Annotated in this window: 30 protein-coding genes; 12 read left to right on the forward strand and 18 right to left on the reverse strand. The window is 75.4% G+C overall.

Going from position 1 to position 25,792, the window contains the following annotated elements; genetic code table 11:
* The first annotated feature begins 51 nt into the window (after positions 1-51).
* Positions 52-861 (forward strand): NUDIX domain-containing protein, encoded by an 810-nt coding sequence (locus Ae150APs1_RS15575; protein WP_075298467.1) that lies wholly within the window; start codon positions 52-54, stop codon positions 859-861.
* Complete coding sequence (locus Ae150APs1_RS15580) at positions 858-1,646, forward strand: MBL fold metallo-hydrolase (RefSeq protein WP_075298469.1); 789 nt, start codon at positions 858-860, stop codon at positions 1,644-1,646. Before Ae150APs1_RS15575 ends, Ae150APs1_RS15580 begins: the two co-directional genes overlap by 4 nt.
* A 16-nt stretch (positions 1,647-1,662) precedes the next feature.
* On the opposite strand, the gene Ae150APs1_RS15585 is transcribed toward Ae150APs1_RS15580, so the two are convergent.
* The 4 genes from Ae150APs1_RS15585 to Ae150APs1_RS15600 all read right to left on the reverse strand — a co-directional run bounded on the left by Ae150APs1_RS15585 (position 1,663) and on the right by Ae150APs1_RS15600 (position 4,785).
* Complete coding sequence (locus Ae150APs1_RS15585; protein WP_075298472.1) at positions 1,663-2,367, reverse strand: hypothetical protein; 705 nt, start codon at positions 2,365-2,367, stop codon at positions 1,663-1,665.
* Positions 2,364-3,626 carry an MFS transporter gene (locus Ae150APs1_RS15590; RefSeq protein ID WP_075302147.1) on the reverse strand — a complete coding sequence of 421 codons (1,263 nt, stop codon included), beginning with the start codon at positions 3,624-3,626 and terminating at the stop codon, positions 2,364-2,366. Before Ae150APs1_RS15590 ends, Ae150APs1_RS15585 begins: the two co-directional genes overlap by 4 nt.
* 64 nt (positions 3,627-3,690) lie before the next feature.
* Complete coding sequence (locus Ae150APs1_RS15595) at positions 3,691-4,365, reverse strand: Crp/Fnr family transcriptional regulator (protein ID WP_010236840.1); 675 nt, start codon at positions 4,363-4,365, stop codon at positions 3,691-3,693.
* Positions 4,366-4,536: 171 nt separating this feature from the next.
* Entirely contained in the window at positions 4,537-4,785 is a 249-nt protein-coding gene (locus Ae150APs1_RS15600; protein WP_010236842.1) for a hypothetical protein, read from the reverse strand.
* A 227-nt stretch (positions 4,786-5,012) separates the two neighbouring features.
* Between Ae150APs1_RS15600 and nth the strand changes: the two genes are divergently transcribed.
* Genes nth through Ae150APs1_RS15625 form a run of 5 tightly spaced genes read left to right on the forward strand, consistent with a single transcriptional unit; the run spans position 5,013 to position 9,689 of the window.
* Positions 5,013-5,813 (forward strand): endonuclease III, encoded by an 801-nt coding sequence (nth, locus tag Ae150APs1_RS15605; RefSeq protein WP_212567214.1) that lies wholly within the window; start codon positions 5,013-5,015, stop codon positions 5,811-5,813.
* On the forward strand, positions 5,810-6,466 hold the full coding sequence (locus Ae150APs1_RS15610) for a TlpA disulfide reductase family protein (RefSeq protein WP_212567215.1): 657 nt from the start codon (positions 5,810-5,812) through the stop codon (positions 6,464-6,466). Before nth ends, Ae150APs1_RS15610 begins: the two co-directional genes overlap by 4 nt.
* Entirely contained in the window at positions 6,463-7,230 is a 768-nt protein-coding gene (locus Ae150APs1_RS15615) for a CoA pyrophosphatase (RefSeq protein ID WP_075298475.1), read from the forward strand. Before Ae150APs1_RS15610 ends, Ae150APs1_RS15615 begins: the two co-directional genes overlap by 4 nt.
* Before the next feature lie 2 nt (positions 7,231-7,232).
* Positions 7,233-8,432: a MarP family serine protease gene (locus Ae150APs1_RS15620; RefSeq protein ID WP_075302153.1), complete on the forward strand. Its 1,200-nt coding sequence runs from the start codon at positions 7,233-7,235 to the stop codon at positions 8,430-8,432.
* Between the two features lie 60 nt (positions 8,433-8,492).
* On the forward strand, positions 8,493-9,689 hold the full coding sequence (locus tag Ae150APs1_RS15625; RefSeq protein ID WP_075298478.1) for an MFS transporter: 1,197 nt from the start codon (positions 8,493-8,495) through the stop codon (positions 9,687-9,689).
* A 10-nt stretch (positions 9,690-9,699) separates the two neighbouring features.
* Here Ae150APs1_RS15625 and Ae150APs1_RS15630 read toward each other — a convergent pair whose 3' ends face one another.
* Positions 9,700-10,974 (reverse strand): adenylosuccinate synthase, encoded by a 1,275-nt coding sequence (locus tag Ae150APs1_RS15630; protein ID WP_075298481.1) that lies wholly within the window; start codon positions 10,972-10,974, stop codon positions 9,700-9,702.
* A 219-nt stretch (positions 10,975-11,193) separates the two neighbouring features.
* Between Ae150APs1_RS15630 and Ae150APs1_RS15635 the strand changes: the two genes are divergently transcribed.
* Positions 11,194-11,769, forward strand: coding sequence for a hypothetical protein (locus Ae150APs1_RS15635; protein WP_075298484.1), 576 nt, complete (start codon positions 11,194-11,196; stop codon positions 11,767-11,769).
* Between the two features lie 10 nt (positions 11,770-11,779).
* Here the strand turns inward: Ae150APs1_RS15635 and Ae150APs1_RS15640 are convergent, their stop codons facing one another.
* The 4 genes from Ae150APs1_RS15640 to fbaA form a co-directional block, all read right to left on the reverse strand.
* A complete protein-coding gene (locus tag Ae150APs1_RS15640) occupies positions 11,780-12,460 on the reverse strand; it encodes a lysophospholipid acyltransferase family protein (RefSeq protein ID WP_010225289.1) in 681 nt (226 codons plus the stop codon).
* Positions 12,461-12,591: 131 nt separating this feature from the next.
* Entirely contained in the window at positions 12,592-13,764 is a 1,173-nt protein-coding gene (locus Ae150APs1_RS15645) for an FUSC family protein (protein ID WP_075298487.1), read from the reverse strand.
* 4 nt (positions 13,765-13,768) lie between these two features.
* On the reverse strand, positions 13,769-14,182 hold the full coding sequence (locus tag Ae150APs1_RS15650; protein WP_060574513.1) for a DUF3151 domain-containing protein: 414 nt from the start codon (positions 14,180-14,182) through the stop codon (positions 13,769-13,771).
* A 92-nt stretch (positions 14,183-14,274) separates the two neighbouring features.
* On the reverse strand, positions 14,275-15,303 hold the full coding sequence (gene fbaA / locus Ae150APs1_RS15655; protein WP_075298490.1) for a class II fructose-bisphosphate aldolase: 1,029 nt from the start codon (positions 15,301-15,303) through the stop codon (positions 14,275-14,277).
* A gap of 177 nt (positions 15,304-15,480) precedes the next feature.
* Here fbaA and Ae150APs1_RS15660 point away from each other — a divergent pair, with 177 nt between their 5' ends.
* The 3 genes from Ae150APs1_RS15660 to Ae150APs1_RS15670 all read left to right on the forward strand — a co-directional run bounded on the left by Ae150APs1_RS15660 (position 15,481) and on the right by Ae150APs1_RS15670 (position 17,544).
* On the forward strand, positions 15,481-16,149 hold the full coding sequence (locus Ae150APs1_RS15660) for a sigma-70 family RNA polymerase sigma factor (protein ID WP_060574511.1): 669 nt from the start codon (positions 15,481-15,483) through the stop codon (positions 16,147-16,149).
* Positions 16,146-16,499, forward strand: a complete 354-nt coding sequence (locus Ae150APs1_RS15665; RefSeq protein ID WP_060574510.1) for a hypothetical protein — start codon at positions 16,146-16,148, stop codon at positions 16,497-16,499. The genes Ae150APs1_RS15660 and Ae150APs1_RS15665 overlap by 4 nt, the downstream gene beginning before the upstream one ends.
* Before the next feature lie 79 nt (positions 16,500-16,578).
* Positions 16,579-17,544 carry a DedA family protein gene (locus tag Ae150APs1_RS15670; RefSeq protein ID WP_083680153.1) on the forward strand — a complete coding sequence of 322 codons (966 nt, stop codon included), beginning with the start codon at positions 16,579-16,581 and terminating at the stop codon, positions 17,542-17,544.
* A 29-nt stretch (positions 17,545-17,573) separates the two neighbouring features.
* Here the strand turns inward: Ae150APs1_RS15670 and Ae150APs1_RS15675 are convergent, their stop codons facing one another.
* From Ae150APs1_RS15675 to Ae150APs1_RS15685, 3 genes are read right to left on the reverse strand one after another with little or no spacing between them, the layout of a single operon-like run.
* Positions 17,574-18,260: an RNA methyltransferase gene (locus Ae150APs1_RS15675; RefSeq protein ID WP_060574509.1), complete on the reverse strand. Its 687-nt coding sequence runs from the start codon at positions 18,258-18,260 to the stop codon at positions 17,574-17,576.
* On the reverse strand, positions 18,257-18,814 hold the full coding sequence (gene pyrE / locus Ae150APs1_RS15680; protein ID WP_075298493.1) for an orotate phosphoribosyltransferase: 558 nt from the start codon (positions 18,812-18,814) through the stop codon (positions 18,257-18,259). Before pyrE ends, Ae150APs1_RS15675 begins: the two co-directional genes overlap by 4 nt.
* The gene (locus tag Ae150APs1_RS15685) at positions 18,811-19,584 is read right to left on the reverse strand and encodes an SDR family oxidoreductase (RefSeq protein WP_139316932.1); all 774 of its coding nucleotides are present in this window, start codon (positions 19,582-19,584) and stop codon (positions 18,811-18,813) included. The genes pyrE and Ae150APs1_RS15685 overlap by 4 nt, the downstream gene beginning before the upstream one ends.
* A gap of 149 nt (positions 19,585-19,733) precedes the next feature.
* Between Ae150APs1_RS15685 and Ae150APs1_RS15690 the strand changes: the two genes are divergently transcribed.
* On the forward strand, positions 19,734-21,323 hold the full coding sequence (locus Ae150APs1_RS15690) for an NAD(P)/FAD-dependent oxidoreductase (RefSeq protein ID WP_083680154.1): 1,590 nt from the start codon (positions 19,734-19,736) through the stop codon (positions 21,321-21,323).
* Positions 21,324-21,336: 13 nt separating this feature from the next.
* Here the strand turns inward: Ae150APs1_RS15690 and Ae150APs1_RS15695 are convergent, their stop codons facing one another.
* The 6 genes from Ae150APs1_RS15695 to Ae150APs1_RS15720 form a co-directional block, all read right to left on the reverse strand.
* Positions 21,337-22,356, reverse strand: a complete 1,020-nt coding sequence (locus tag Ae150APs1_RS15695; protein WP_075298499.1) for an adenosine deaminase — start codon at positions 22,354-22,356, stop codon at positions 21,337-21,339.
* Between the two features lie 54 nt (positions 22,357-22,410).
* Positions 22,411-23,454, reverse strand: a complete 1,044-nt coding sequence (locus tag Ae150APs1_RS15700; protein ID WP_083680155.1) for an SDR family NAD(P)-dependent oxidoreductase — start codon at positions 23,452-23,454, stop codon at positions 22,411-22,413.
* Between the two features lie 89 nt (positions 23,455-23,543).
* A complete protein-coding gene (locus Ae150APs1_RS15705) occupies positions 23,544-24,191 on the reverse strand; it encodes a hypothetical protein (protein ID WP_010226297.1) in 648 nt (215 codons plus the stop codon).
* 82 nt (positions 24,192-24,273) lie between these two features.
* Positions 24,274-25,110, reverse strand: coding sequence for a hypothetical protein (locus tag Ae150APs1_RS15710; RefSeq protein ID WP_075298505.1), 837 nt, complete (start codon positions 25,108-25,110; stop codon positions 24,274-24,276).
* The gene (locus Ae150APs1_RS15715; protein ID WP_075298508.1) at positions 25,107-25,442 is read right to left on the reverse strand and encodes a type VII secretion target; all 336 of its coding nucleotides are present in this window, start codon (positions 25,440-25,442) and stop codon (positions 25,107-25,109) included. The genes Ae150APs1_RS15710 and Ae150APs1_RS15715 overlap by 4 nt, the downstream gene beginning before the upstream one ends.
* Complete coding sequence (locus tag Ae150APs1_RS15720; protein ID WP_010241392.1) at positions 25,439-25,768, reverse strand: YbaB/EbfC family nucleoid-associated protein; 330 nt, start codon at positions 25,766-25,768, stop codon at positions 25,439-25,441. The genes Ae150APs1_RS15715 and Ae150APs1_RS15720 overlap by 4 nt, the downstream gene beginning before the upstream one ends.
* Positions 25,769-25,792: the final 24 nt, after the last annotated feature.

The following is a 25,792-nucleotide window of genomic DNA, read 5'->3' on the forward strand; positions in this document are numbered from 1 at the left end:
CGGGCATTCTCACCATCGGACCGGCGTGATCGTGACCTAGGGTCGGCGGTCATGAGCACCGCAGCTCCGACGCCGGCGCAGCCGGTCGAGCCGAAACCCGCCGCGACGGTCCTGCTCGTCCGCGACGCGCCGGACGGCGGACTGGAGGTGTTCCTCCAGCGCAGGGTGGCCGGGATGGCCTTCGCCGGCGGCATGACCGTGTTCCCCGGCGGCGGTGTCTCGCCCGACGACGTCCCGGACCCCGCCCGCTGGCGCGGCCCGGAGCCCGCCCGGTTCGGCACCGCGTTCGGGCTCCCCGAGCCGCAGGCCGCCGCGCTGGTCACCGCCGCCGTGCGGGAGACCTTCGAGGAGTGCGGGGTGCTGCTGGCGTCCCGGCCCGGGGCCGAGCCCGGCCCCGACGGGCTCGCGGCCCACCGTCGCGACGACCTCGTCGGACGGCACGCGACGCTGCCCGCCCTGCTCGCCGAGCACGACCTGGAGCTGCGCGCCGACCTGCTGGTGCCGTGGGCCCGCTGGATCACCCCGCCGCGGAACCCGAAGCGCTACGACACCGCGTTCCTGGTCGCACGCCTGCCCGAGGGCCAGGTCGCCGACGACGCCACGACCGAGGCCGTCGAGGCGCGCTGGTGGACCCCCGCCGCGGCACTCGCCGGGTACGAGGCCGGCGACGTCGCGCTCATGCCCCCGACCCTGCACACGCTGCAGGACCTGGGCCGGCACGGATCGGCCGCCGCGGTGCTCGACGCCGCCGTCCACCGCGAGATCGAGCCGATCACCCCCGAGGTGCGCCGGGAGGGCAAGGTCGTGACGATCACGCTGCCCGGCGACCCGGACTGGCGATACGAGGAGGCACGCACGTGAGCCACCCGCTCTACGGCAGCCTGCGCGCGGTGCACCCGCTCGCGTCGGTGCTGCTGCAGGACAACCCCGGCCCGATGACGCTGGACGGCACCAACACCTGGGTGGTCGCGGTGCCCGACTCCGGGCAGCGGATCGTCGTCGACCCCGGGGAGGACGACGGCACCCACCTGGAGGCGCTCGCCGACGGTGCCCCGGTCGCCGCCGTCGTCCTCACCCACCGGCACCACGACCACGCCGGCGGGGTCGGTCGCTTCGTCGAGCTGACCGGCGCCCCGGTCTACGCCGCGGACCCGTCCCTCGCGGTCGGCACCGACCCCCTCACCGACGGCACGGTCATCGCCGGGGCGGGCGTGGAGCTGACCGTCATGACGACGCCGGGACACACGTCCGACTCGGTGTCCCTGCTGCTCGAGGGGCCCGGATCGGACGGGCCGGCGCTGCTGGCCGGCGACACCGTCCTGGGGCGGGGGACGACCGTGATCGCGCACCCGGACGGCGCGCTGGGCCCCTACCTGGAGTCGTTGCGCCGCATCGCCGAGCTGCCGGCGGGGACCCCGCTGTTCCCCGGGCACGGGCCGGAGCTCCCGGACGCCGCGGAGATCGCGAACGCCTACCTCGCGCACCGCGAGCAGCGGCTGGACCAGGTGCGCGCGGCCCTGGAGGAGCTGGGGCCGGAGTCGACGGCGCGGGACGTCGTCGAGGTCGTCTACGCCGACGTCGACACCTCGCTGTGGGACGCCGCCGAGCTCTCGGTGCGCGCCCAGCTGGACCACCTGCGCGCCTGACCCGGCCCGTCGGCGGTCACGGCGCGGGCGGCGCCGTCCCCGCGTCGTCGTGCGCGTCGATCCACTCCTCGCGGAAGCGGCGGAGGAACTCCTCCAGTGCCGCGTGCCTGCGTCCGCCCATCTCCCGGCCGGCCGCGGTGCGGAGCTCCCCGCGCAGCCGGAGCAGCTTCTCGTGGAAGTGCGCGATCACCGAGCCGGTGGGCCCGGAGCGGTACCCGTCCGACGACGGCGGCGCCGCCGGGTCCCACAGCGGCTCACCGATCGCCCCGCCGTAGGCGAAGGCACGCGCGATCCCGGTGGCGCCCATGGCGTCGAGCATGTCGGCGTCGTGCAGGCAGGCCGCGATCGCGGCGGCCGCGGCCGGTGGTGCGGGGCCCCGGTCGCCCGCCGAGAAGGAGTAGCGGCCGGTCGCCTCGACGGCGTCGAGCACCGGCTCCCACAGCTCCGAGGGGATCCCACCGCGGCACAACGCGTCCCGGGCCTCGTCCCGGCACTCGGCGGGGGCGACGACCCGGCCCAGCCGGGCCTCCGCGGCCCGGTGGTGGTCGTGCACGTAGGCGGCGACGGCGACGACGAACCCGTCGTGCCCCTCCCGCACCGCGAGCCGCGCCGCCAGCCCGGCGACCCGGTCGAGGTGCCCCAGGTCGTGGGCGACGTCGGCGCCCACCATGTCCGCGGCGACGGCGTCCCGCAGCCGTCGCAGGTCCGCGGCGCCCCTCACGCGGGGCTCCCGGCCGGCTCCCGCCGGTCACCCGCGGCCGCGACCGAGCCGCGGCGCAGCCACAGCAGCAGCGCGACCAGCATCCCGACCGCCCCGCCGGTGGCGTACCCGGCGGGGCCGAGCAGGTCGATCATCGTCCCGGCCAGCGCCTGCCCGGCGGAGACGCCCAGCACCGCCGCCATCACCATCCAGTTGAACGCCTCGGTGGCCAACTCCGCCGGTGCGGTCAGCTCCACCCCGAGCGAGTGCCCGGTGACCTGCGGGGTGATCAGGGCTCCGGCCGCCATCATCGGGACGGCGAGCAGCACCAGCGAGCCGAGCGGGGAGACCAGTCCCATCACCGTCACCAGCAGGGCGAACCCGGCCAGCAGCACCGGCAGCCGCAGGTGCAGCGGGCGCGGCCACGGCCGCATCCCGTAGGCGACGCCGGCCAGCACCGACACCACCGACCACGCGGACAGCAGGATCCCGCCGGCCGCGGGGGAGCCGGCGAACTCGGCCGCGGCGAACACCCCGACCTCGGCGGTGCCCGCCACCAGGCCGAACCCGAGCGACGCGAGCGCCACGGTCCGCAGTCCCGGCCGGCGGAAGACACCGAGCAGCCCGGTCTCGCGGGCGAGCGCCCCGGTCGCGCGCTCGGCGCGGATCCGCTCCGAACGACGGCGCACCGATCGGGTGAGTGCGAACCAGGTCGTCCCGACCAGCTCGGCCGACGCGGCGACGACGAGTGCCGTCCCCGGCCACGGGGTGGCCACCACCAGCACCGCGGCGAGCGCGGGCCCGAGGACGAAGAACGTCTCGAGGCTGATCGCCTCGTAGGTGTAGGCCGCCTCGCGGCGCGGCCCGGACGGCACCAGGTCGGTCCACAGGGCGCGCGAGGAGCCCTCGATCGCGGGTGTCGCGAGGCCCGCGAGCACCGCGACCGCGGCGGTCACCACGACCGGCGACGCGGCCTCGATGCAGACCACCAGACCGGTGACGGCGACGGCGTAGACCGCGACCAGGACGAGCATCGGCCGGGTCGGGCCGAGCCGGTCGAGCACCCGCCCCTGGACGACGGTCCCGGCGGCCGTCCCGACCAGCAGCGCCGCCGAGATCGCACCCGCGACGGCGTAGGACCCCTGGACCTCGCGGACGTAGAGCAGCGTCGCGAGGCTGTGCATCGCGATCGGGAACCGCCCGATCACCGACGCGCAGACCGGCGCGGCGGCTCCGGGCGCACCGAGCGCGGCCCGGTAGTCGGAGAGGGAGGCGGCCACGCCGCCCAGGATCACATGGTCTGGTACGGACGTACCAGCGGTATTCCGGGGGGTGGGACGCCGCTCAGCGGGCCCGGCGGGCCAGGCGCTCCGGCTCCAGGATCAGCACGCTCTTGCCCTCGAGCCGCAGCCAGCCGCGGTGCGCGAAGTCGGCGAGCGCCTTGTTGACGGTCTCCCGGGAGGCACCGACCAGCTGGGCGATCTCCTCCTGCGTGAGGTCGTGCGTGACCCGCAGCAGACCGGACTCCTGCGACCCGAACTGACGGGCGAGCTGCAGCAGCGACTTCGCGACGCGGCCGGGCACGTCGGTGAAGATCAGGTCCGCGAGCATGTTGTTGGTGCGGCGCAGGCGGCGCGCCAGCACGCGCAGCAGCTGCTCCGCGATCTCGGGGCGCTTGCCGATCCACTCCCGCAGCGCGGTGCGGTCCATCGTGTAGGTCCGCACCTCGGTCACCGCGGTCGCCGAGGACGTGCGCGGGCCCGGGTCGAAGATGGACAGCTCGCCGAACATGTCGGACGGGCCGGCCACCATCAGCAGGTTCTCCCGGCCGTCGGGGGACTTGCGGCCGAGCTTCACCTTCCCGCCGGCCACGATGTAGAGGCGGTCACCGGGCTCGCCCTCGGAGAAGATGACCTGCCCACGGGAGAACTCGACGGTCTCCAGCGCCTCGGCCAGCGCCTCGGCGGCCTGGGGCTCCACACCCTGGAAGATCCCGGCCCGGATCAGAACCTCGTCCACTGCAACTCCTCGTTCACCGGCCGCGATCGTCACGGCGGGTCGTCGGCGCGCCAGTGTAGAGGCCTTCGCCACACACGTGCGCACCAGTGACCCGATCGGCTCTCGTCCGATCGGGCCCGCTTCCTGCCTCGGCCGCTCCCGCAGCCCCGATTTCGATCTTGTCAGTTCCCGTCAGGCCGACGGAACCTGGCTACGGCGACCGGTCCTGCGCCGGCGGTTGCGGAGCCGGAACAGCTCCAGCGCCCGGCTGGTACCGGACCGGAACAGGGCCCGCACCTCGTCGGGCCGGGGCTGCTCGAGCATCTCGTCCAGCTCGTCCTGCCGCACCGTGGACTCCCGCAGGCGGGACTCGACGCGCTCCATACCGAGCGCGAAGAACATCACGAGCAGCGGGACGAGGACGCTCAACCAGGCAGTCATGGCACCTCCGATCCTCTCTCACTGCTTCGCACCGCAGCCCGCCGGGGGTAGCCGGTCCGCGTGCTTCGTGATGCGTTCGTGATCTCCGCGACCGGTGATCGGACGTTCGGCGGCCGGAACGGGCCGCTCGGCGCCGTGCACACGCCGCCGTCGGGCCCGGGCACGGCGGCGGCCGGCCGCGCGACACGGTGCCACGGCTGTCGGAGGGCACCCGTACGCTCGGTGACGTGAGCACCTCCGTCCGGCGGCCCACCCGGCGCGCCGCGGCCGGTCTCGCCGCGCGGGTCGCAGCCGGGGAGAACCCGATCGGACGAGCGCGACGGGTGAACCGGATCCTGCGCGCACTGGCCGAGGCCTACCCGCACGCGCACTGCGAGCTCGACTTCTCGACGCCGCTGGACCTCGCGGTGGCCACGATCCTGTCCGCGCAGTGCACCGACGAGCGCGTCAACCAGGTGACCCCGGCACTGTTCGCCCGCTACCCCACCGCGGCGGGCTACGCCGGAGCCGACCGCACCGAGCTGGAGGAGCTGATCCGGCCGACCGGCTTCTACCGGAACAAGGCGAACTCGCTGACCGGGCTCGGCGCCGCGGTGGTCGAGAAGCACGGCGGGGAGCTGCCCGCCACCCTCGACGAGCTGGTGGCGCTGCCGGGGATCGGCCGCAAGACCGCGAACGTGATCCTCGGCAACGCGTTCGACGTCCCCGGGATCACCGTCGACACCCACTTCGGGCGGCTGGTGCGCCGCTGGGGCTGGATGACCGAGGAGGACCCGGTCAAGGTCGAGCACGCGGTCGGCGAGCTCGTCCCGCGCCGCGACTGGACGATCGTCTCGCACCACGTGATCTTCCACGGCCGCCGCGTGTGCCACTCGCGCAAGCCCGCCTGCGGAGCCTGCACCCTGGCGCCGGACTGCCCGTCCTACGGCCTGGGCCCCACCGATCCCGGCGAAGCCGCCGCGCTGGTCAAGGGCGTGGAGCGGGAGCACCTGCTGGCTCTGGCGGGGATCTCCGGGGCCGGTCCGTGAGCCGGACCGGCGCGACCCGGTCCGAGATCGTCTCGACGGTGGTCGTCGCCCTGCTGGTCGCGCTCGCGGTGTGGGCGCTCTGGCCGTCGCAGGGCGGTACGCCGGACCCCGCCGCGCCGCCGGCCGCCGCGGGCCGGCCGGACTCCGATCCGGCGGCCGCCGACCCGGCGGCACTGGCCGCGGCGCGTGCCTCCGCGGCGCTGCGACCCTGCCCGGTCGCGTCCGGTGCACCCGCCGCCGGGCCGCTGGCGGGCGTCTCCGTCCCGTGCCTCGGCGCGGACGGCACCGTCGACGTCGGCGCCGCCCTCGCCGGGGGCCCGGCGCTGGTCAACTTCTGGGCGTCGTGGTGCGTGCCGTGCCGCGACGAGCTGCCGGCGCTCCAGGAGTACGCCGGGCGCCCGGGATCGGTCCCGGTGCTGACGGTCGACGTGCAGGACGATCCCGTCGCCGCCCTGGACCTGGCCGCCCGGCTCGGCATCACGCTGCCGGCAGTCACCGATCCGCGCGGCGAGCTGCGCGCCGCGCTCGACACGCCTCCGGTGCTGCCGTTCACCTACGTCGTCCGGGCCGACGGCACGCCGGCGATGGTCGATCCGCCGGTCCCGTTCCGGGACGCGGACGACGTCGCTGCCGCCGTGGAACGGCTGCGGTGACCGCCGTCGTCGTGCCGGAGCCCGATCCCGGCGCCGCACCGGACGCGCTGAAGCCGCTGGTCGAGGGCGCGCTGGGGCTCGACCCGGGCTGGTTCGGCCCGCGCCGCGACCCGGCGGGGCGCGCCGAGGGCCGCCGCGCCGCCGTCCTGATGCTGTTCGGCACGGGCGACGACGGGGGACCCGACGTCCTGCTCACCGAGCGGGCCGCGACCCTGCGATCGCACGCCGGTCAGGTCGCCTTCCCCGGCGGCCGCCTGGACCCCGGCGACACCGGACCGGTGGACGCCGCGCTGCGCGAGGCCGAGGAGGAGACCGGGCTCGATCCGGCCGGCGTCGTCCCGCTCGCGGTGCTGCCGGAGCTGTTCATCCCGCCGACCGGCTTCCTGGTGACACCGGTGCTCGCGCACTGGGCCGCCCCGGTCCCGGTGCGCGCGGTCGACCCGGCCGAGGTGGCGAGCGTGGCGCGGGTCCCCGTGCCGGTGCTGACCGATCCGACCAACCGGTTCACCGTCCGCGGCCCGAGCGGGCACACCGGGCCCGCGTTCCGGACGTCCGGGCTGCTGGTCTGGGGGTTCACCGCGGGCCTGCTCTCGGCGCTGCTGCAACGGTCCGGCTGGGAGCATCCCTGGGACCGCTCCCGGATCGAGGATCTCGACGACGCCTGGGCCGTCGCCCGGGCTGGACACCACGACCGGCGCCCCGACGACCTGCGAGGAGTGCGCGTGACCGACCCCGTCGACCGTGATGACGAGGTGGGCCGGTGAGCATCAGCTGGGTCGACGTGGTGGTCGTCGTGCTGGCGCTGCTGGCGGCGGCGTCCGGATGGCGGCACGGGGTGGCGGTCGCGCTGCTCTCGTTCCTCGGGGTGCTGACCGGCGCGGTGCTGGGCCTGCGGCTCGCGCCGCTGCTGGCGGCGCAGGTGGAGTCCCAGCAGGCCAAGGTGCTGCTCGGCATCGGCGCGGTGGTGCTCCTGGTCGCGCTCGGCGAGGCCACGGGGGTGTACCTCGGCCGGTTCATCCGGGACCGGATCCGCGGCGAGGGCACGCTGAAGGTCGACTCGACCCTCGGGGCCGGGGTGCAGGCCGTCGCGGTGGTGGTCGCCGCCTGGCTGATCGCCCTGCCGCTGGCCTCGACCAGCTTCGCGACGCTGACCAGCGGACTGCGCGACTCGCGGGTGCTCGGCGCGGTCGACGGCGTCATGCCCGACGCGGCCCGCCAGCTCCCGTCCGAGCTGCGCCAGATCCTCGACGACTCCGGGTTCCCGGACGTGGTCAGCCCGTTCTCCCGCACACCGGTCGCCGCGGTCGGCCCGCCGGACGCGAACCTCGTGCAGAACCCGGTGGTCACGGAGGTCCGGGACCGGGTGCTCAAGGTGCGCGGGCGGGCGCCGTCCTGCCGGCGGGCACTGGAGGGCACCGGGTTCGTCGTCGCCCCGCAGCGGGTCATGACGAACGCGCACGTCGTCGCGGGCACCTCCAGCACGACCGTCGAGGTGACCACCGCGAGCGGGCGGACCCGCCAGCTCGACGCCGAGGTCGTCTTCTACGACCCGCAGGTCGACGTGGCCGTCCTGGACGTGCCGGCCCTGGAGGAGGAGCCGCTGCAGTTCAGCCCGGACCCCGCCCGGGTCGGCGACGACGTCGTCATCCTCGGCTACCCGCTGGACGGCCCGTACACGGTGACGCCCGGCAAGGTCCGCGAGCGGATCCGGCTGCGCGGCCCGGACATCTACGAGCAGGGCAGCGTGGTCCGCGACGTCTACACGGTCCGCGCGGTCGTCCGCTCCGGGAACTCCGGCGGTCCGATGATCGCCCCGGACGGCCGGGTGGTCGGCGTGGTGTTCGGCGCCGCGCTGGACGACTCGGAGACCGGCTTCGTGCTGACCGCCGAGCAGGCCGCACAGGCGCTGAACGTGGCCGCGAACGAGTCGGCGTCGCCGGTGGACACGGGGGGGTGCGCCTCCTGACGCGTTCCACCCGGTGGGACGGAATCGTCATCTGGTGAGACGTCGGCCTAGCGTGGGCGGGTGCCCACCACGACCGACGTCACCCGCAGCGCCCGTCGATGGGTGGTCCTCGGCACCGGTGTGCTCGCCCAGACGGCGGCCTGCTCGTTCGTCTACGGGGTGCCGTTCCTGGTCCCGTTGCTGCGCGACGCCGGTGGTCTCTCGCTCGCGCGGGTCGGCATCTACGTCGGCGCCCCGACCGCCGGGCTGCTGCTGACCCTGATCGTCTGGGGCGCGCTGGCCGACCGCACCGGCGAGCGCCGGGTGATCGCCGCCGGGCTGACCGTGTGCGCGGCCGGGGTGACGGGCGCGGCCCTGCTGCCGGGACCGGGCACGCTCGCGTTCCTGCTGGTCGGCGGTGCCGGGGCGGCGTCGGTGTTCGCGGCCAGCGGCCGGATGGTCATGGGCTGGTTCGGCGCGCACGAACGCGGCACGGCGATGGGCATCCGGCAGACGGCCCAGCCGCTCGGTGTCGCGCTGGCCGGGCTCACGCTGCCGTCGCTGGGGGCGGCGGTCGGCCCGTGGCCCGCGCTGCTGCTGCCCGCCGTGCTGTGTCTGCTCTCCGCCGTCCTGGTGCTGCTGCTGGCCCCGGACCCGCCCCGGGTGCCCCGGCCGGCCGGGGCGGCGCCGGAGGGTTCGCCGTACCGGACGCCGCTGCTGTGGCGGGTGCACGGCGCGTCCGCCCTGCTCGTCGTCCCGCAGTTCGCGGTGGCCTCGTTCGGCACCGAGTACCTGGTGCGCGAGCAGGGCTGGGGTGCGGCGGCGGCCGGGGCGTTCGTCGCGGCGGGCCAGGTCGCCGGCGCACTCGGCCGGATCGGGTCCGGCTGGTGGTCGGACCGGGTCGGGTCACGGATGCGGCCGATGCGCCAGATCGCGGTCGCCGCCGTCGTCGTCCTCCTGCTGTTCGCCCTCGGCGACGCCGTCGCCGCCTGGCTGGCGGTGGCGATGCTGGCGGTCGGTGCCGTCGTCACCGTCGCCGACAACGGATTGGCCTACACCAGCACCGCCGAGCTCGCCGGCCGCACCTGGTCGGGGCGGGCGCTCGGGATCCAGAACACCGGGCAGAACGCCCTCGGGTCGGTGGTCCCGGTCGCGCTCGGCGCCCTGGTCGACGTCGCCGGCTACGGCGTCGGCTTCGCGGTCGCGGCGCTGGCACCGCTGGCCGCGGTCGCGGTGACCCCGGTGCGCGACGAACCGGCCGTCCGCGCCGACACCTGACCCGCGCCGGTCAGCGGGTGATCGTCTGGTCCCGGCCGGGTCCGACGCCGATCGCGGACACCCGCGCCCCGGTGAGCTCCTCGATCCGCCCGACGTACGCGCGGGCGTTCGCCGGCAGATCCTCCCAGGTCCGGGCGCCGGAGAGATCCTCGAACCAGCCGGGCATCTCCTCGTGCACCGGGACGGCGTGGTGGAAGCCGGTCTGGGTCATCGGCATCTCGTCGACCCGGTGGCCGTCGACCTCGTAGCCGACGCAGATCGGGACCGACTGGAGGCCGGAGAGCACGTCGAGCTTGGTCAGGAAGAAGTCGGTGATGCCGTTGACACGGGCGGCGTACCGGCCGATGACGGCGTCGAACCAGCCGCAGCGCCGGGCGCGGCCGGTGTTGACGCCGACCTCGCCGCCGGTCTTGCGCAGGAACTCGCCCATCTCGTCGTGCAGCTCGGTCGGGAACGGGCCGGACCCCACGCGGGTGGTGTAGGCCTTCAGGATCCCGATCACCCGGGTGATCTTGTTCGGGCCGATGCCGGAGCCGACGGAGGCGCCGCCCGCGGTCGGGTTCGACGAGGTCACGAACGGGTAGGTGCCGTGGTCGACGTCGAGCAGCGTGCCCTGCGACCCCTCCAGCAGCAGCGTCTCGCCGCGCTCCAGGGCCTCGTTCAGCATCAGCCGGGTGTCGACGATCTTCTCGGCGAACTCCTTGGACTGCTCCAGGACGGTGTCGACCACCTCGTGGAAGTCCAGCGCACGCCGGTTGTAGACCTTGACCAGGATCTGGTTCTTCAGCTCGAGCGCGGCCTCCACCTTCTGGTGCAGGATCTTCTCGTCGAGCAGGTCCGCGGCACGGACGCCGACCCGGGCCACCTTGTCCTGGTAGGCGGGGCCGATGCCGCGGCCGGTGGTGCCGATCTTGGCCTTGCCGAGGTAGCGCTCGGTGACCCGGTCGATCGCCACGTGGTACGGCATGATCAGGTGGGAGTCGGCCGAGATCAGCAGGCCGGAGGTGTCGACGCCGCGCTTCTCCAGCCCGGCTTTCTCCTCGATCAGCGCCTCGGGGTTGACCACCACACCGTTGCCGATGACGTTCTTGACGCCCGGCGAGAGGATGCCGGACGGGATGAGCTTGAGTGCGAAGTCGCGGCCGTCCGGGGTGACGACGGTGTGCCCGGCGTTGTTGCCGCCCTGGTAGCGGACGACCCAGCCGTACTCGCCGCCGAGCAGGTCGGTCGCCTTGCCCTTGCCCTCGTCGCCCCACTGGGCGCCGATCAACACGATTGCGGGCATGTAAGAGACTCCAGTTCACACACGCTCGTCACGGCCGCGGATCCGGGCGTGGTTACCGGATTCCGCGGCGGGGAGGGTACTCGATCAGTGGATTCGACCGATCCCGAAGCGGTGCTGCTCGCCTGTGTGCCGCAGCGGCGACACCGTCTTCCGTTCCACGGTATCCGGCCCGGTGCCCGGCGGGAACGCCCACCGGCGTCCCTGGAGTCCGATCCTGCGGTGCGGTCGGTCACCGTTCCGCCGCGTCCCGGCAAGGACGTCGTCGACCCGCTGCTCGCCGAGCACCCCGGGGCCCGGCTGATCGTGCACGGCGACGACGCCGACCTGGCCGCCGTCGTCCTGCGTCTGCTGCGGCGCTCGGCGCTGGGCACCGAGGTCGCGTACCTGCCGGTCGACCGTCGTTCGGCCGCGGCGGCGAGCTGGGGTGTGCCGGTGTCCCCCGCGGCGGCGGCCCGGCTCGCCCGGACCGGCGCCGCGCGACCGGAGCCGCTGGTGCGCGACGACAACGGCGGCGTCCTCGTCGGCCGTGGCGAGATCCCCGACCTGTACGGCGAGGCGTACTGCGACGCGACCCGGGTGTTCCGCGGCCGGGTCCCGCGGCTCGTCGTCGACGCGGGACCGGACGGCGTGCGGATCCGTGGCGGGCGCGGCGTCACCGCCGCGCAGGGGCGCGCGATCCAGATCGGGACGACCGGCGCCACCCCGGTGCGCGACGGCGAGCCGCATCCCCGCGAGATCCGGCGCTGGGCCTGGTACCGGCACACCGAGCCCTGGAACCCGGTCCTGCCGGGCTGATCGGGCCTCCTCAGGCGGCCGCGGGCAGCTGCTCGTCCGGGCGCCGGTGGTAGGAGTCGACGTAGGTCTGGCCGGACAGGTCGGCGATCACGTCCATGATCTCGTCGGTGACCGCGCGGCGGATCGCCGGCGCGCCCTCCAGGCCGTCGTACCGGCTGAACTCCAGCGGGGCGCCGAACCGGATCTGCACCCGGGCCAGCCGCGGGAACAGCCGGCCGATCGGCTGCACCCGCTCGGTCCCGATCAGGCCCACCGGCACGACGACCGCGCCGGTCGACAGCGCCAGGCTCGCCACCCCGGTGTGCCCGCGGTGCAGCCTGCCGTCGAGCGAGCGCGTGCCCTCCGGGTAGATCCCGAACACGCCACCGGTCTCCAGCACCCTGCGGCCCGCGTCGAGCGCGGCGAGCCCGGCGCGGGCGTTGCCCCGGTCGACCGGGATGTAGCCGAGCGCGCGCACGAACGCGGCCATCAGCCGCCCGCGCAGACCGCGGCCGGTGAAGTACTCGGACTTGCCGAGGAACGCGACCCGGCGCGACGCGACCAGCGGGATGAAGGCCGTGTCGACCGCGGCCCGGTGGTTCGCGGCCAGGATCACCGGGCCGGTGGCGGGGATGTGGTCGGCGCCCTGCACACGGGGGCGCCAGATCAGCCGGACGAGGGGAGCGAGGACGTAGCGGATGAACAGCTGCACTGGTGGGACCCCGTTCGCGGTCGACGGCGTCGGCCACACCACACCGTGCAGGGGGACGCGGTCGGTCCCGGCGCCGAACAGCGCCCGATTCTGCGCCGTGACCGGACGGTCACGGAACCCCACTCCCCCGATCAGCCCAGGTCCGGGGCGGGGAGCCGGTCACGCAGCGCGTGCATCGCCTCGGTGCGGGACAGGCCGGTGGCCTGCAGCAGGTCGACGGCGATCGAGCGGGTCTGGGCGACCAGCACCGGGACCGACACGGCCGGCCCGGCCGGGTGGCCGCCGTCCGGGGCGGGGGCCGGGGCGACGGGCGGTTCCGCGAGCACCGGCGCGCCCTGCACCGCCTCCAGCAGCGGCCCGCGGGCGCGCTCGCGGTCACCGTCCTGCCCGAGCTCGCGGATCAGCGCACCGACCGCGGTCGCGAGATCGGCGATCGCGTCGGCCAGCTCCGGCGGGATCCGCTCGCCGTCCTCGATCGCGGTGAGGGCCCGCCGGGCCAGCACCCGTGCGTTGCGGTGCGCGTAGTCGGCGCGCTCGGCGAGCTCGCGGTAGCGGCGCAGCATCCGCCGCCGGGGCCGGTGCAGCGGGGACACCGCGGCGACCTCGCCGGCGGACCCGACCGCGGTGCGGAGCCCGTCGATCACGGCCTGGGTGTCACGGGCCCGGCGGAGCGCCCGCGAGGCGCTCTCCCGGTCGTCGTCGCGCAGCGCCGAGGCGACCTCGGTGAGGACGGTGACCAGGTCGTCGAGCACCCGGCGGGCCTCCCGGCGCACGATCCGGACCGGGTGCACCGGGATCGCCGCCGCGACCAGGATCCCGGCCACGCCGCCGATCAGCGCGTCCACGCAGCGGTCGATCCCGCCGGTCTCACCGGGGGGCAGGAGCGTCGTGACCAGCACGGCGGACGCGCCCGCCTGGGCGACGATCAGGTTGCCGCCGTCGAAGAACGTCGCGAGCGTGATGGCCAGCGCGACCACGAGGACCAGCTGCCAGACGCCGCTGCCGATCTGCGCGATCAGCAGGTCGCCGACCAGCACGCCGAGGCTGACGCCGACGACGAGCTCGGCGGCCCGGCGCAGCCGCGAGTTCAGCGAGAGGCCCAGGCTGATCACCGCGGCGATCGGGGCGAAGAACGGGCGGGTGTGCCCGACCAGGTCGCCGGCCACCCACAGCGCGAGGCCCGCCGCGAACGCGCACTGCAGGATCGGCAGCCACGACGCCCGCACCCGCCGGACGCCGAGCCGGAGGCGGGCCCGGACACGGTCCCCGGCCCGCCGCCAGCCGGCCGGCGTCACGGACGGCACCGGCTCAGCCGAGGCCCAGAGCGGTGATCGCCTCCGGGTCCGAGTCCGCGATCAGGGTGCGCAGGCGCTCGACCTCGGGGGCCTCGCCGACGCCGTCGGCGGCCCGGAGCAGGGCACCGCAGGAGCGCAGGAAGCCGCGGTTCGGCTCGTGCGACCACGGCACCGGGCCGAAGCCCTTCCAGCCGTTGCGACGGAGCTGGTCGAGACCGCGGTGGTAGCCGGTACGGGCGTAGGCGTACGCGGCGACCGTCTCACCGGACTCCAGCGCACGCTCGGCCAGGACCGCCCAGGCGATCGACGACGACGGGTTGCCCGCCGCCAGCTCGGCCGGGTCCCTCCCGGCGGCCAGCTCCGCCGCGGCCGGGTCCACCGGCAGGCGGGTGTCGTCGGGTTCGAGCAGGTTGCCGTGCAGACTCATGCGCCCATCCTGGCCCCTCGGGCGCGTGCGTGGTCGGGCCGGGCCCGGCCCGGGCGACCACGCACGTGCCCGACGTGCTCCCGGGGGACCGCTCAGAGCGCCTTGCCGGCGGACTTCAGCGACTCGCACGCCTCGATGACGCGGTCGCCCATCGCGACCTCGGCCTTCTTGAGGTACGAGCGGGGGTCGTAGACCTTCTTGTTGCCGACCTCGCCGTCGATCTTCAGGACGCCGTCGTAGTTCTCGAACATGTGCGACGCGATCGGCCGGGTGAAGGCGTACTGGGTGTCGGTGTCGACGTTCATCTTCACCACGCCGTAGCTCAGCGACTCGTGGATCTCCTCGAGCAGCGAGCCGGAGCCGCCGTGGAAGACCAGGTCGAAGGGCTTGCTGCCGGCGTCGAGCCCCAGCTTCTGCACGGCCACGTCCTGGCCCTGCTTGAGGATCTCCGGGCGCAGCTTCACGTTGCCCGGCTTGTAGACGCCGTGCACGTTGCCGAAGGTCGCGGCGAGCAGGTACCGGCCCTTCTCGCCGCCGCCGAGCACCTCGACGGTGCGCTCGTAGTCGCCGGGCGCGGTGTAGAGCTTCTCGTTGATGTCGTGGGCGATGCCGTCCTCCTCGCCGCCGACGACGCCGATCTCCACCTCGAGGATGATCTTCGCCTTGACCGCCTCGTCGAGCAGCTCGGCCGCGATGGAGAGGTTCTCCTCGAGCTCGGTGGCCGAGCCGTCCCACATGTGCGACTGGAACAGCGGGTTCAGGCCGCGGTCCACCCGCTCCTGGGACACCGCGATCAGCGGCCGGACGAAGCCGTCGAGCTTGTCCTTGGGGCAGTGGTCGGTGTGCAGCGCGATGTTGACCGGGTACTTGTCCGCGACGACGTGGGCGAACTCGGCCAGGCCGACGGAGCCGGTGACCATGTCCTTGACCCGGGTGCCGGAGAGGAACTCCGCGCCACCGGTCGAGATCTGGACGATGCCGTCCGAACCCGCCTCGGCGAACCCGCGCAGCGCCGCGTTCAGGGTCTCGGTGCTGGTCACGTTGATCGCCGGGTAGGCGAACTCGCCGTTCTTGGCGTTGTCCAGCATCTGGTTGTAGATCTCGGGCGTGGCGATCGGCACGGCCGGCCTCCTCGTCTTCGGCGGTCGCTGCTCGTCGCAGCGCTCTTTCCTCCGGTGAGTATCACGTACCCGCTGTGGGGCGGGAGTCATCGTGCGGATGGGTCTGGTCACCTCGGCCGGACGGCGGAACGGGCGACGCCGCGACGACTGTCGGAGGCGGTCGCTACGCTGGGGCACGTGGAGGAGGACCAGGCCGAGAACGCCGTAGACCGGACGCTGGGCCGGCTGCGCGCCATCGACAGCCGACCGGCGCCGGAGGGGCCCGGTCCCTTCCCGGCCGATCCCGTCCCGGACGGGCCGGGCGTACCCGGCCCGCAGGCGGAGCACCCGCTCACCCTCGCCGACCTCTACCGCGACCACCGGTTGCGGCTGATGCGGCTCGCGATGCTGCTGGTCGACATCCCGGCCACCGCCGAGGACGTCGTGCAGGAGGCCTTCACCGGGCTGCACCGGCACTGGACCGGCCTGCGCGACGAGACCGCCGCGGTCGCCTACCTCCGCGCCGCCGTCGTGAACGGCTCGCGGTCGGTCCTGCGCCGCCGCCGGACGGCGCGGGAGTACGTGCCGCCGCACTCCGCCAACGCGCGCTCCGCGGAGTCGCTGGCGATGCTGTCGGCCGAGCACCAGTCCGTCGTCGACGCGCTGTCGGCGCTGCCGCCCCGCCAGCGCGAGGTCCTGGTGCTGCGCTACTACGGCGGCCTGACCGAGTCCGAGATCTCCGAGGCGGCCGGGATGAGCCGCGGGACGGTGAAGTCCACCGCCAGCCGCGCGCTCGACTCCGTCGCCCGGATCATGGAGGAGCGGGCGGGTGCGGCGACCGGCCGTCGTCCGGGGGAGCCACGATGACCGGCCCGCAGAACCCGCACCGCGACGACGCCGCCCGCCGGGTCGGTGAGGCGCTGCAGGCGCAGGCGCGCGGGCGTCCGATGCCGCCGCCGCGCCCCGGCGGTCCGCCGCCCGCGCCGCCCCGCGTCCCGGGCCGGGTCCCGCCGCCGGCGCCGCGCCCGGCCCCGCAGGTGCACCACCGTCCCGCTCCCGTCGCGGCCGCACCCCGCGCCACGGCGGCCCCGGCCGGGTCGCCGGTCCCGCAGATCCTGTGGGCCGCGCTGATCACGCTGCTCGTCGGCGCGCTCCTCGGCGGCGGGATCGCCCTGGTCTCGGTGCTGCTGCCCGGCGCGCTGCCCGCACTGGGCTGACCGTCCCGGCCCCGGCCGCGCACGGCCGGGCCGACGGCGCCCGGCCGGGCCCGTCACCCGGCCGGTACCGTTTCTCCGCGTGACGGTTCTCGCCGCGACCCAGACGCTCGCCCTCGGCCCCTCGTGGCTCGACCCGGCGGTGATCATCGAGTCCCTCGGCCCGTGGGCCCTGGTCGGGGTGGCCGCGATCATCTTCGCCGAGTGCGGCCTGCTGCTGGGTTTCTTCCTGCCCGGTGACTCGCTGCTGTTCACCGCGGGCCTGTTCGTCGCCCAGGGCGCGATCGGCGTTCCCCTGTGGCTGGTGTGCCTGGTGCTGGTGGTGTCCGCGTTCGCCGGGAACGCGGTCGGCTACGGCATCGGCTACCGCGCCGGACCGGCGATCTTCGACAAGCCACGGTCGAAACTGTTCAACCCGAAGCACGTGGACAAGACCCACGAGTTCTTCGAGCGCTACGGCAACCGCGCCATCGTCCTGGCCCGGTTCGTGCCGATCGTGCGCACCTTCATCACGGTCAGCGCCGGCGTGGCCCGGATGGACCCGCGGCGGTACCTGACGTACTCGCTGATCGGCGGTGTCGCGTGGGCGGCCGGCGTCACGGTGCTGGGGTACTTCCTGGGCCAGTTCGCCTTCGTCCGCGAGCACATCGACCTGATCCTGATCGCCATCGTGCTCGTGTCGGTGCTGCCGATCGTGTTCGAGGTGATCCGGGCCCGGTCGAAGCGCGGTGCCGACGCGGGCGGGGCGGCCGCCGTCGGCGCCACCGCCGCGGGTGCCGCCGCCGCGACCGTCACCGGCCGGGCGGCCGACGACGACCCGGCCACCGTGCAGATGCCGGCCGTCGGACGGCCCGGCCCGGCGGCGCAGGACGGCGCGCCCCGTTCGCACCCCGCACCGCGGCCGGACGCGGCCCCGCAGGCCCACCGCGCGCCGCAGCCGGGGGTGCAGCACGGCCCCGGGGCGCAGCCGCCGCGGAACGGTACGGGCGAGCCGCCGTACCGGCACAGCACCGGGCGTCCGCCGATGGCCCCCCGCCACGAGCGCTGAGCCCGGCCGGGCCCGGCCGGGGCTCCGGGTCACCAGGCGCCGGACAGGTCCGCGTGCTCCCGGACCCACGCGTGCATGACGATCCCGGCCGCCACGCCCGCGTTGATCGACCGGGTGGAGCCGAACTGGGCGATCGAGACCGCGAGATCGGCGGCCTCCCGCAGTTCCGGCGACAGCCCGGGACCCTCCGCGCCGAAGACCAGCACGCAGTCCCGCGGCAGTGCCGTCTCCTCCAGCCGGACGGCGCCGGGCAGGTTGTCCACCGCGACCAGCGCGAGCCCGGCGGCACGGGCGTGCGCGACGAGCCCGGCGGCGCCGGGGTGGTGGTGCAGCGACAGGTAGCGGTCGGTCACCATCGCGCCGCGCCGGTTCCAGCGCCGCCGTCCGACGATGTGCACCCCGCCCGCGCCGAACGCGTTCGCCGTGCGCACCACGGTGCCGATGTTGTGGTCGTGGCCGAGGTTCTCGATCGCGACGTGGAACGGGTGGGCCCGGCGCGCCAGGTCCTCCGCGACGGCCTCGCGCCGCCAGTAGCGGTACGCGTCGACGACGTTGCGGCGGTCGCCCTCCGCCAGCAGCTCCGGGTCCCAGTGCCCGCCGGCCGGCGGGGGTCCGGTCCACGGACCGACCCCGACCTGACCGGGCACCTGCCACTCGCTCGGCCCCGCCTCGTCGGCGGGCCCGGGCCCACCGGACGGGCCGTCCGGGTCGCTCACCCCAGCTGCAGGTCGGCCAGCCCCAGCACCGCCCGGTAGGGCACGCCCTCGGCCTCGACGGCCTGCCGGGCCCCGGTGTCCCGGTCGACGACGGTGCACACCCCGACGACCTGCGCACCGGCTGCGAGCACCGACCGCACCGCCGTCAGTGCCGATCCACCGGTGGTGGAGGTGTCCTCGACGACGAGCACCGGCCGCCCGGCCACGTCCGGCCCCTCGATCAGCCGCTGTATGCCGTGCTTCTTCGTCTCCTTGCGCACGACGAACGCGTCGACCGGCTCGGTCCCGTCCTCCTGCCGCGCGGCGTGCAGCACCGCGGTCGCGACCGGGTCCGCGCCCAGTGTGAGGCCGCCGACCGACCGGTACGTCCAGTCCGCGGTCAGCTCGCGGAGCAGGCGCCCGATCAGCGGCGACGCCTCGTGGTGCAGCGTGATCCGGCGCAGGTCGACGTAGTAGTCGGCCTCGGCACCCGACGACAGGGTCACCTTCTCGTGGACGACCGCCAGCTCGCGCACCAGCGCGGCCAGCCGGGCCCGGTCCGCGTGGGCGTTCACGTGCGGTCCCGGTCGAACGCCGCGGTGAGCCGCCTCAGTGCGCCGCGGGGGAGCACCCCGACCAGCCCGACGATCGCCTTGTACTGCCTCGAGGGCACCGACACCACCCGTCCCCTGTCCAGGTCGGCCAGGGCCTCGTCCACGACCTGCGAGGCCTCCAGCCAGAGCGGGCCGCGCCGGCCGCCGACGTCGATGCCGGCCCGCTCGTGGAATTCCGTCCGTACGTACCCGGGGCACAGCACCATCGCGCGCACCCCGGTCCCCTGCAGCGACGCGGCCACGCCCTCGGTGAAGGAGATGACCCACGCCTTGTCCGCCGGGTAGGTCGACCCGCGCCCGGCGAGGAAGCCCGCCACGCTCGCCACGTTGACCACCGCACCGGTGCCGCGGTCGACCATCCCGGGCAGCGCGGCCCGGGTCAGCTCGAGCACGCTCGCGACGTTCACCTGGAGCTGCCGGGCGAGGTCCGCCGGGTCGTTCTCCAGGAACGCCGCCCCGAGCGCGAGGCCGGCGTTGTTTACCAGCAGGTCGACCGGCGCCAGGTCCGGGTCCGCCAGGCGCGCGGTCACCCGCGCGCGCTCGCCGGCCTCGGACAGGTCCGCGGGCAGCACCTCGACGGCGGCGCCGAGGTCGCGGTACCGGTTCGCGGCCGCCTGCAGGCGGTCCGCGTCGCGCGCCACGAGCACGAGGTCGCGGCCGTCGGCAGCGAGCCGGTCGGCGAACGCGGCCCCGATTCCCGACGACGCGCCCGTGATCATGACGGAGGGCACGCGGCGAGCCTAGTCCGTCGGGCCGTGCCCGCACCCCGGACGCCGCCGCGGGCGCCGGGGTGTGATCCCGGCGACACTCGGGTCCGGTGACATCGTGAGACGGACCGCTCTCGCGTGCCCCGTCGTTATGAACCCTTTACCGTCGAGGCATGACGTCCGAGGCGCTGCGGATCCGGCGACCGGCCGAACCCCTTGCCGGCGAGCGAGTCACCGGTCCCTCCCCGCGGCGCTCCCGGGTCGCCGTCGTGGGCGCGGGCTTCACCGGCCTGGCCGTCGGTCTCGCCCTGCTGCGCCGTGGTGTGCACGACTTCGTCCTGCTGGAGCGCGCCGACGACGTCGGCGGCGTGTGGCGGGACAACACCTACCCGGGCGTCGGCGTCGACACCCCCTCCCCGCTCTACCAGCTGCGGGCGATGACGAACCCGGACTGGTCCGACCTGTACGCGCCCGGGCACGAGGTCCAGGACTACGCGCGGCGGCTGGCCCACTCGACCGGTCTGCTGGCGCACATCCGCTTCGGCGCCGCCGTCGACTCCGCCCGGTGGGACGCCGCGGCGGCACGCTGGCGGATCGCGACACCACTGGGCGCCTTCACCGCGGACGTGCTGGTCAGCGCGGCCGGGCTCGTCGCCGACCCGAAGCAGCCCGACGTCGACGGCCTCGCCGACTTCCCCGGGCCGGTGTTCCACTCCGCCCGCTGGGACCACTCGGCCGACCTGACCGGGAAGCGGGTCGCGGTCGTCGGCACCGGCGCGACGGCGATCCAGCTCATCCCCGAGCTGCAGCCGCAGGTCGCCGAGCTGCACGTCCTGCAGCGCACCCCGGCGTGGATCCTGCCGAAGCCGGAGCGGCCGGTCGGTGACCTGACCCGGCGGGCGCTGGCGGCGAACCCGATCCTCTCCCGGATGCAGTTCGACCTGATCTACGTCGGGGCGGAGCTGCTCGCCGCGACCCGGCGGTCGAAGCTGCTGCGGGAGACGCTCAGCCGGGTCGGCCGCAGGCACCTCGGGACGCAGGTACCCGACCCCGAGCTGCGGGACCGGCTCACCCCGGACTTCGACTACGCCTGCAAGCGCCCGCTGGTCTCGAACCACTACCTGCCGGCGATGTGCGCGTCCAACACGACGTTGCACACCGGCGGGCTGTCCCACGTGGACGGCGGCACCGTCGTCTCCGGCGACGGGACGGCGGCCGAGGTGGACGCGATCGTCCTCACCACCGGGTTCGAGGTCGGCGCCACCGCGCCGATCGCTCGGCGCATCCAGGACTCGTCCGGCCGGTCGCTGCACGACCACTGGGGTTCCTACCCGCGCGCCTACCTGGGGATGAACTACCCCGGCTTCCCCAACCTGTTCCTCATGCAGGGCCCCAACGCGACCAGCGGCGCCAGCTCGACGCTGCTGTTCTCCGAGGCGCAGGCCCGCTACGTCGCCGACGCCGTCTGCCGGATGGCCGACGAGGGGATCCGCGCCCTCGACGTGCGGCCCGAGGTCGAGGAGCGGTGGACCCGGCGGATCCGCAGGCGTTCGGCCCGCACCGTCTACGAGACCGGTGGCTGTACCAGCTACTACCAGAACGGCGAGGGCCACAACGTCGTCATGTGGCCGGCGAACACCGCCGAGTACCAGCTGCGCACCCGCCGGTTCCGGCTCGCGCCGTTCCACGCCGAGCACGGCCGGACCGGCGCCGGACGGCCGCTGGAGCCGCTGCGCCCGGTCCGGCTCGCCGCGACCGCCTGATCCCTCGGGCCGGTCAGGCCGGGCGCCCGCCGGTGGGGTCACCGCCCCAGGCGCGGACCTCCCCGGCGAACGCCTGCCGGGCGGCGTCGTCGAGGAACGAGGCCTCGAACGAGTTCGCCGCGAGCGTCCGCAGCTGGTCCGCGGTGAGGCCGAGCCCGTCGCGGGCGGCGACGTAGTTCGCGTCGGCGTACCCACCGAAGTAGGCCGGGTCGTCGGAGTGCACCGACACGTGCAGGCCGGCCGCGAGCATCTCCGGGAGCGGGTGCAGCCCGATCCCGGGGACGCAGCCGAGGCGCACGTTCGACAGCGGGCAGACGGTCAGCGGCGTCCGGTCGCGGCGCAGCCGGGCGACCAGCTCCTCGTCCTCGATCGCACGGATGCCGTGGTCGACGCGGTGCACTCCCAGCTCGTCGAGTGCCTCGCGGACGTAGCCGGCGGGACCCTCCTCACCGGCGTGCGCGACCGGGCGCAGGCCCAGGCCGCGGGCCCGCTCGAACACCGCCGTGAACTTCGACGGCGGATGGCCGACCTCCGCGGAGTCGAGCCCGACCCCCACGATCCGGTCGAGATGGGGCTCCGCGGCGCGGAGGGTGGCCTCCGCCTCGTCGGCGGGCCGGTCCCGGAGGAAGCAGAGGATCAGCCCGGCCGAGACGGTGCCGGCGTGCTCGTCGATCGCGTCGGTCAGACCGCCGACCACGTCGGCGATCGGGACACCGCGGGTGGTGTGCGCCTGCGGGTCGAAGAACATCTCGACGTGCCGGACGCCCTGCTCCGGGCAGCGCCGCAGGTACGCCGACGCGAGCTCGGCGAAGTCGTCGCGGGTGCGCAGGACGGCCATGTTGGCGTAGTAGACGTCCAGGAACGACTGCAGGTCGGTGAAGTCGTACCGGGCCCGCAGGTCCTCGACCCCGGCGTAGGGCAGCTCGACGTCGTTCCGGCGGGCCAGCTCGAAGACCGTCTCGGGTTCGAGCGTGCCCTCGATGTGCAGGTGCAGCTCGGCCTTCGGCAGCGGCGGGGTCCCGGTCGTCGTCATCGGTTCATCATCCCGTCCGGGGTGCCGGATCCCGCGCGGCGCCCCGGTACCGGGTCAGGTTCCGCTGACGACGGCGCTGCCGTGCGGCGAGACGTGCCGGGTGCGGGCGCGGTCGCGGGCGGCGGCCGTCGCCCGGGAGCGCTGCTCGGCCGTCCGCAGCGACCCGGCGACGAAGTGCGTCGAGCGGCCGCACCCGGAGGCGGCGGCCGTCGACCGGCCCGCACCCGGACGGGTCGGCAGGTCCGGCAGCCGGGACGGCGCCCGCACCGGGGCGGCCGGCGCGCCCGCACCGGCGAGGAGCTCCTCGGGCGCGTGGCCGCACCCGGGGGCGGCCACGTCGCGGCGCGGGACGGACGGCCCGGACCCGGTGCGCGGGGCCGCCGCGGCCGGCATGAGCGGCTCGCGGGTGGCGTCGGAGAGGAGCTCGGCGCCGCGGCGGGCGGCACGTACCCCCGCGCCGACCGCGCGGCGCGGCAGGTCCCGCAGCACCGACGGGTGGTCCGGCGCGGCGGCCGGCTCCTCGGCGTCGAGCACGGCGAGTGCCCGCTCCGGACGGTCGTCGGCGCGCACGACGGCGGCGCGCACCCCGCTGCCGTCCAGCGTCGCCGCCAGCGAGGCGGTGAAGGCCGTCGCCCACACCGTGCCCGGCTCGCCACCGGTGTCGCCGGGGGCCGGTGCCGGCCCGACCGCGAGGACCGTGCCGGTGCCGCGGCGCAGCATCCCGGGCAGCGCGGCGTGGGTGAGGCGCATCGTGGCCGTCACCCCGAGGTCGACGAGCGCCTGCCGGTCGTCCACGGAGGGGACACCGCCCGCGGCCACGGTCACCTCGGACGCCGCGTCGTGGACGAGCACGTCCACCGCGGGGGCCTCGGGCCCGGTGAGCAGCGCCTCCAGGCGGAACAGGCCGCGCCGGGTCGCCAGGTCGGTCACCAGGACGTCGGCGCGGACGCCGTACCGGCCGGCGAGCGACCGGGCCGCGGTGTGCGCCCGCGCGGAGTCCCGGGAGACGAGGAGGAGGTCATGTCCGCGGGAGGCGAGCCGCTCGGCCAGAACCGCGCCGAGCCCGGAGCCACCGCCGGTGATGAGTGCCACAGCCACTCGAACAGGGTATCCACCCCCGATCGAGCTAGCGCGATCGGGTGGTCACGTGTCGTGTCTGTTGATCAACGCAGCGCGATGTCCGCTGGTCAGGACTCGACAGCGGGACCCCGGACGTGGAGGCCCTCCTCCAGGGCGGTGGCGACCTCGGCGAGATCGGCGAGCAGGTCCTGCATCCGGTCGGCGGAGATGCCGACCGGGGCGGCGGCCAGCACCCAGGAGTCCTCCGCCCAGAGCAGCTCGACGTCCTCGCCGACCGCGTCGCTCGCGTCGGCCAGTCGCGGCGTCAGCAACGGGCGGACGGCGTCGGCGTCGCTGACGAAGGCGTAGCGCTCGCCGACGGGCTCCAGGAGGTCCAGCCCGGCGTCGTCGGGCAACGGGGCCGACGGCAGCCGGAGCTCGACGGCGGCCGGCAGCGACTCCTGCACCTGGACCGCGCAGAGCACCGAGCTGACCCGTCCGGCCTGCTCGTGGTCGAACGCGTAGGCGCGGCGCGGGCCGTCCGGCGTCGGGACGTCCCCGGTGACCAGACTGCGGGCCACACCGGGGCCACCCTGGTGGATGGTCCCGTAGCGCCAGCGGCTGGGCAGGACGGGATCGGAGTCGAGGTACTCCCACTCGCGCAGCGAGGCCCAGCGCTTCCGGTCGCGGGTCGCGCCCCCGCGGAAGCGGTCGAAGACCAGCAGACCGACGCCGACGACGACCGCGACGAGGGCGATGACGAACCAGACCGACATGCCGCGGAGCGTAGTCCCGATCGGCGTGGCGACGTGGTAGCGCCACGACCCGGACGTGCACCTTTCCGGGTACGAGGTGCTCTCACTCCGGTGCCGGGTCGTCGCCTCCGGCGGCGGAGGCGCGGGCCGCGGCCTCCTGTTTGCCGTGCTCGACCGTGCGGTCCGGCGTGCCGATCGCGGCGTGCAACGCCGTCTCGGCCCGTCCCGCGAGCTCGGCGGACTCCCGGAGCGCGTCGACCAGCGTCTGCACGCGGTCGCCCAGCCGCCGGCCCAGCTGCACGGCGTCGAGCAGCGCGTTCGTGACGGTGACCGGTGCGGCGGCCCCGCCGCTGATCGCCGTGAGCACCCCCGACGTGGCCAGGCCAGCCAGGAAGTCCGCGACGGCGTCGCGGATCAGGGCGCGCTCCGCACCGACCATCGCTCCCGTGTGCAGGACCAGCTCGGCCGTCGCCCGTGCCTGCTCGGCGATCCGGTCGGCTCCGGCGGCGACGGCCGTGGTGGTGCCGGCGAACCCGGCGGCCGCCGCGCCCTCCCACGCGCGGCCCGCCTCCTCCACCGCCGTCCGCGCCGCCGTGCCCTGCGCCGTCAGCACGTGGGACAGGCGTTGCCAGCCCGCCGCGAGGTCGCCGACCTCCTGCGGGTCACCGGCGAGGGCGTCCAGCGGTTCGCGGAGGAACCACAGGTGCTCGATGGCCCAGCCGGCGAACGCCGAGATCAGGGACCCGAACGGGTCGGCGACGAACCCCAGTGTGTCCAGGCCGGCGGCGGCCGCGGCCCAGGCGACGCCCGCGGCGTCCTGCTCGTCGACGGCCGTGCCCACGTCCCGGTACGACGAGACGATCCCGCTGCCCTCGAACCAGGCGTCCGCGCTCTCGCCGGCGTCGCCCTCCGGGGCGGGGGGAGCGGACGGCGCGGTCACCGCTCACCGGCCGGGACCGCCGGGACCCCGACCCCGGCGAAGGCCAGGGCCGCGCCGGCGTCGGTCAGCTCGTAGTCGCGCGCCGCGTGCCGCAGCTCCCCCGCGGTCCGGAGCAGGGACGCCGCGAGCGCGGACACGGCCTCGGCCCCGGTGTGCACCGCCGACGTCGCCGCCCCGGCGAACAGGCCGCCGACCAGCCCGAACGCGTCCCCGGAGACCTGGCCGGCGGTCGGCCGCGCCGCGTCGACGGCCGTGGCGACGTCGTCGAGCCGGGCCGCGACGGCCGCCATCCCGGCGGGATCGGCGCGGAAGCCGCCGTCCGCGGCCGTCACCGGCTGCCGCCGGACGTCAACGGCTCCATGATCTTCTCGACCTGGGATCGGGCGTCGGCCGCGGCCTCGCGGCACAGCCGCAGGACGGTCCCGGCCAGCCGCGCACGGGGAAGGTCGTCGGCCCGTACCCCGAACCGCAGGTCGGTGACGGCGCCGGACGCGTCGACGGTGACGGCGACCGCGCCGTCCCGGGTCTGCGCGGTGGCGGTCACCGCCGTCGCCCGGTCCCGGGCCTGCTCGACCCGTACCCGGATCACGTCGAGCCGCTCGCGGTACTCGGCCAGCCAGGTCTCCGCCGACGGCGGAGCCGATGTCGGTCGCTCCATGGACCGGGACGATGGCCTCCACCG

It is taken from the genome of Pseudonocardia sp. Ae150A_Ps1 (assembly GCF_001932315.1).
Lineage (GTDB): Bacteria > Actinomycetota > Actinomycetes > Mycobacteriales > Pseudonocardiaceae > Pseudonocardia.

Excerpts from the sequence above, each read along its gene's own strand:
- Ae150APs1_RS15575 (WP_075298467.1), top strand. The coding sequence starts at position 52 with ATGAGCACCGCAGCTCCGACGCCGGCGCAGCCGGTCGAGCCGAAACCC.
- Ae150APs1_RS15600 (WP_010236842.1), bottom strand. The coding sequence starts at position 4,785 with ATGACTGCCTGGTTGAGCGTCCTCGTCCCGCTGCTCGTGATGTTCTTC.
- Ae150APs1_RS15630 (WP_075298481.1), bottom strand. The coding sequence starts at position 10,974 with ATGCCCGCAATCGTGTTGATCGGCGCCCAGTGGGGCGACGAGGGCAAG.
- Ae150APs1_RS15650 (WP_060574513.1), bottom strand. The coding sequence starts at position 14,182 with ATGAGTCTGCACGGCAACCTGCTCGAACCCGACGACACCCGCCTGCCG.
- Ae150APs1_RS15665 (WP_060574510.1), top strand. The coding sequence starts at position 16,146 with ATGACCGGCCCGCAGAACCCGCACCGCGACGACGCCGCCCGCCGGGTC.
- Ae150APs1_RS15690 (WP_083680154.1), top strand. The coding sequence starts at position 19,734 with ATGACGTCCGAGGCGCTGCGGATCCGGCGACCGGCCGAACCCCTTGCC.
- Ae150APs1_RS15695 (WP_075298499.1), bottom strand. The coding sequence starts at position 22,356 with ATGACGACGACCGGGACCCCGCCGCTGCCGAAGGCCGAGCTGCACCTG.
- Ae150APs1_RS15705 (WP_010226297.1), bottom strand. The coding sequence starts at position 24,191 with ATGTCGGTCTGGTTCGTCATCGCCCTCGTCGCGGTCGTCGTCGGCGTC.
- Ae150APs1_RS15720 (WP_010241392.1), bottom strand. The coding sequence starts at position 25,768 with ATGGAGCGACCGACATCGGCTCCGCCGTCGGCGGAGACCTGGCTGGCC.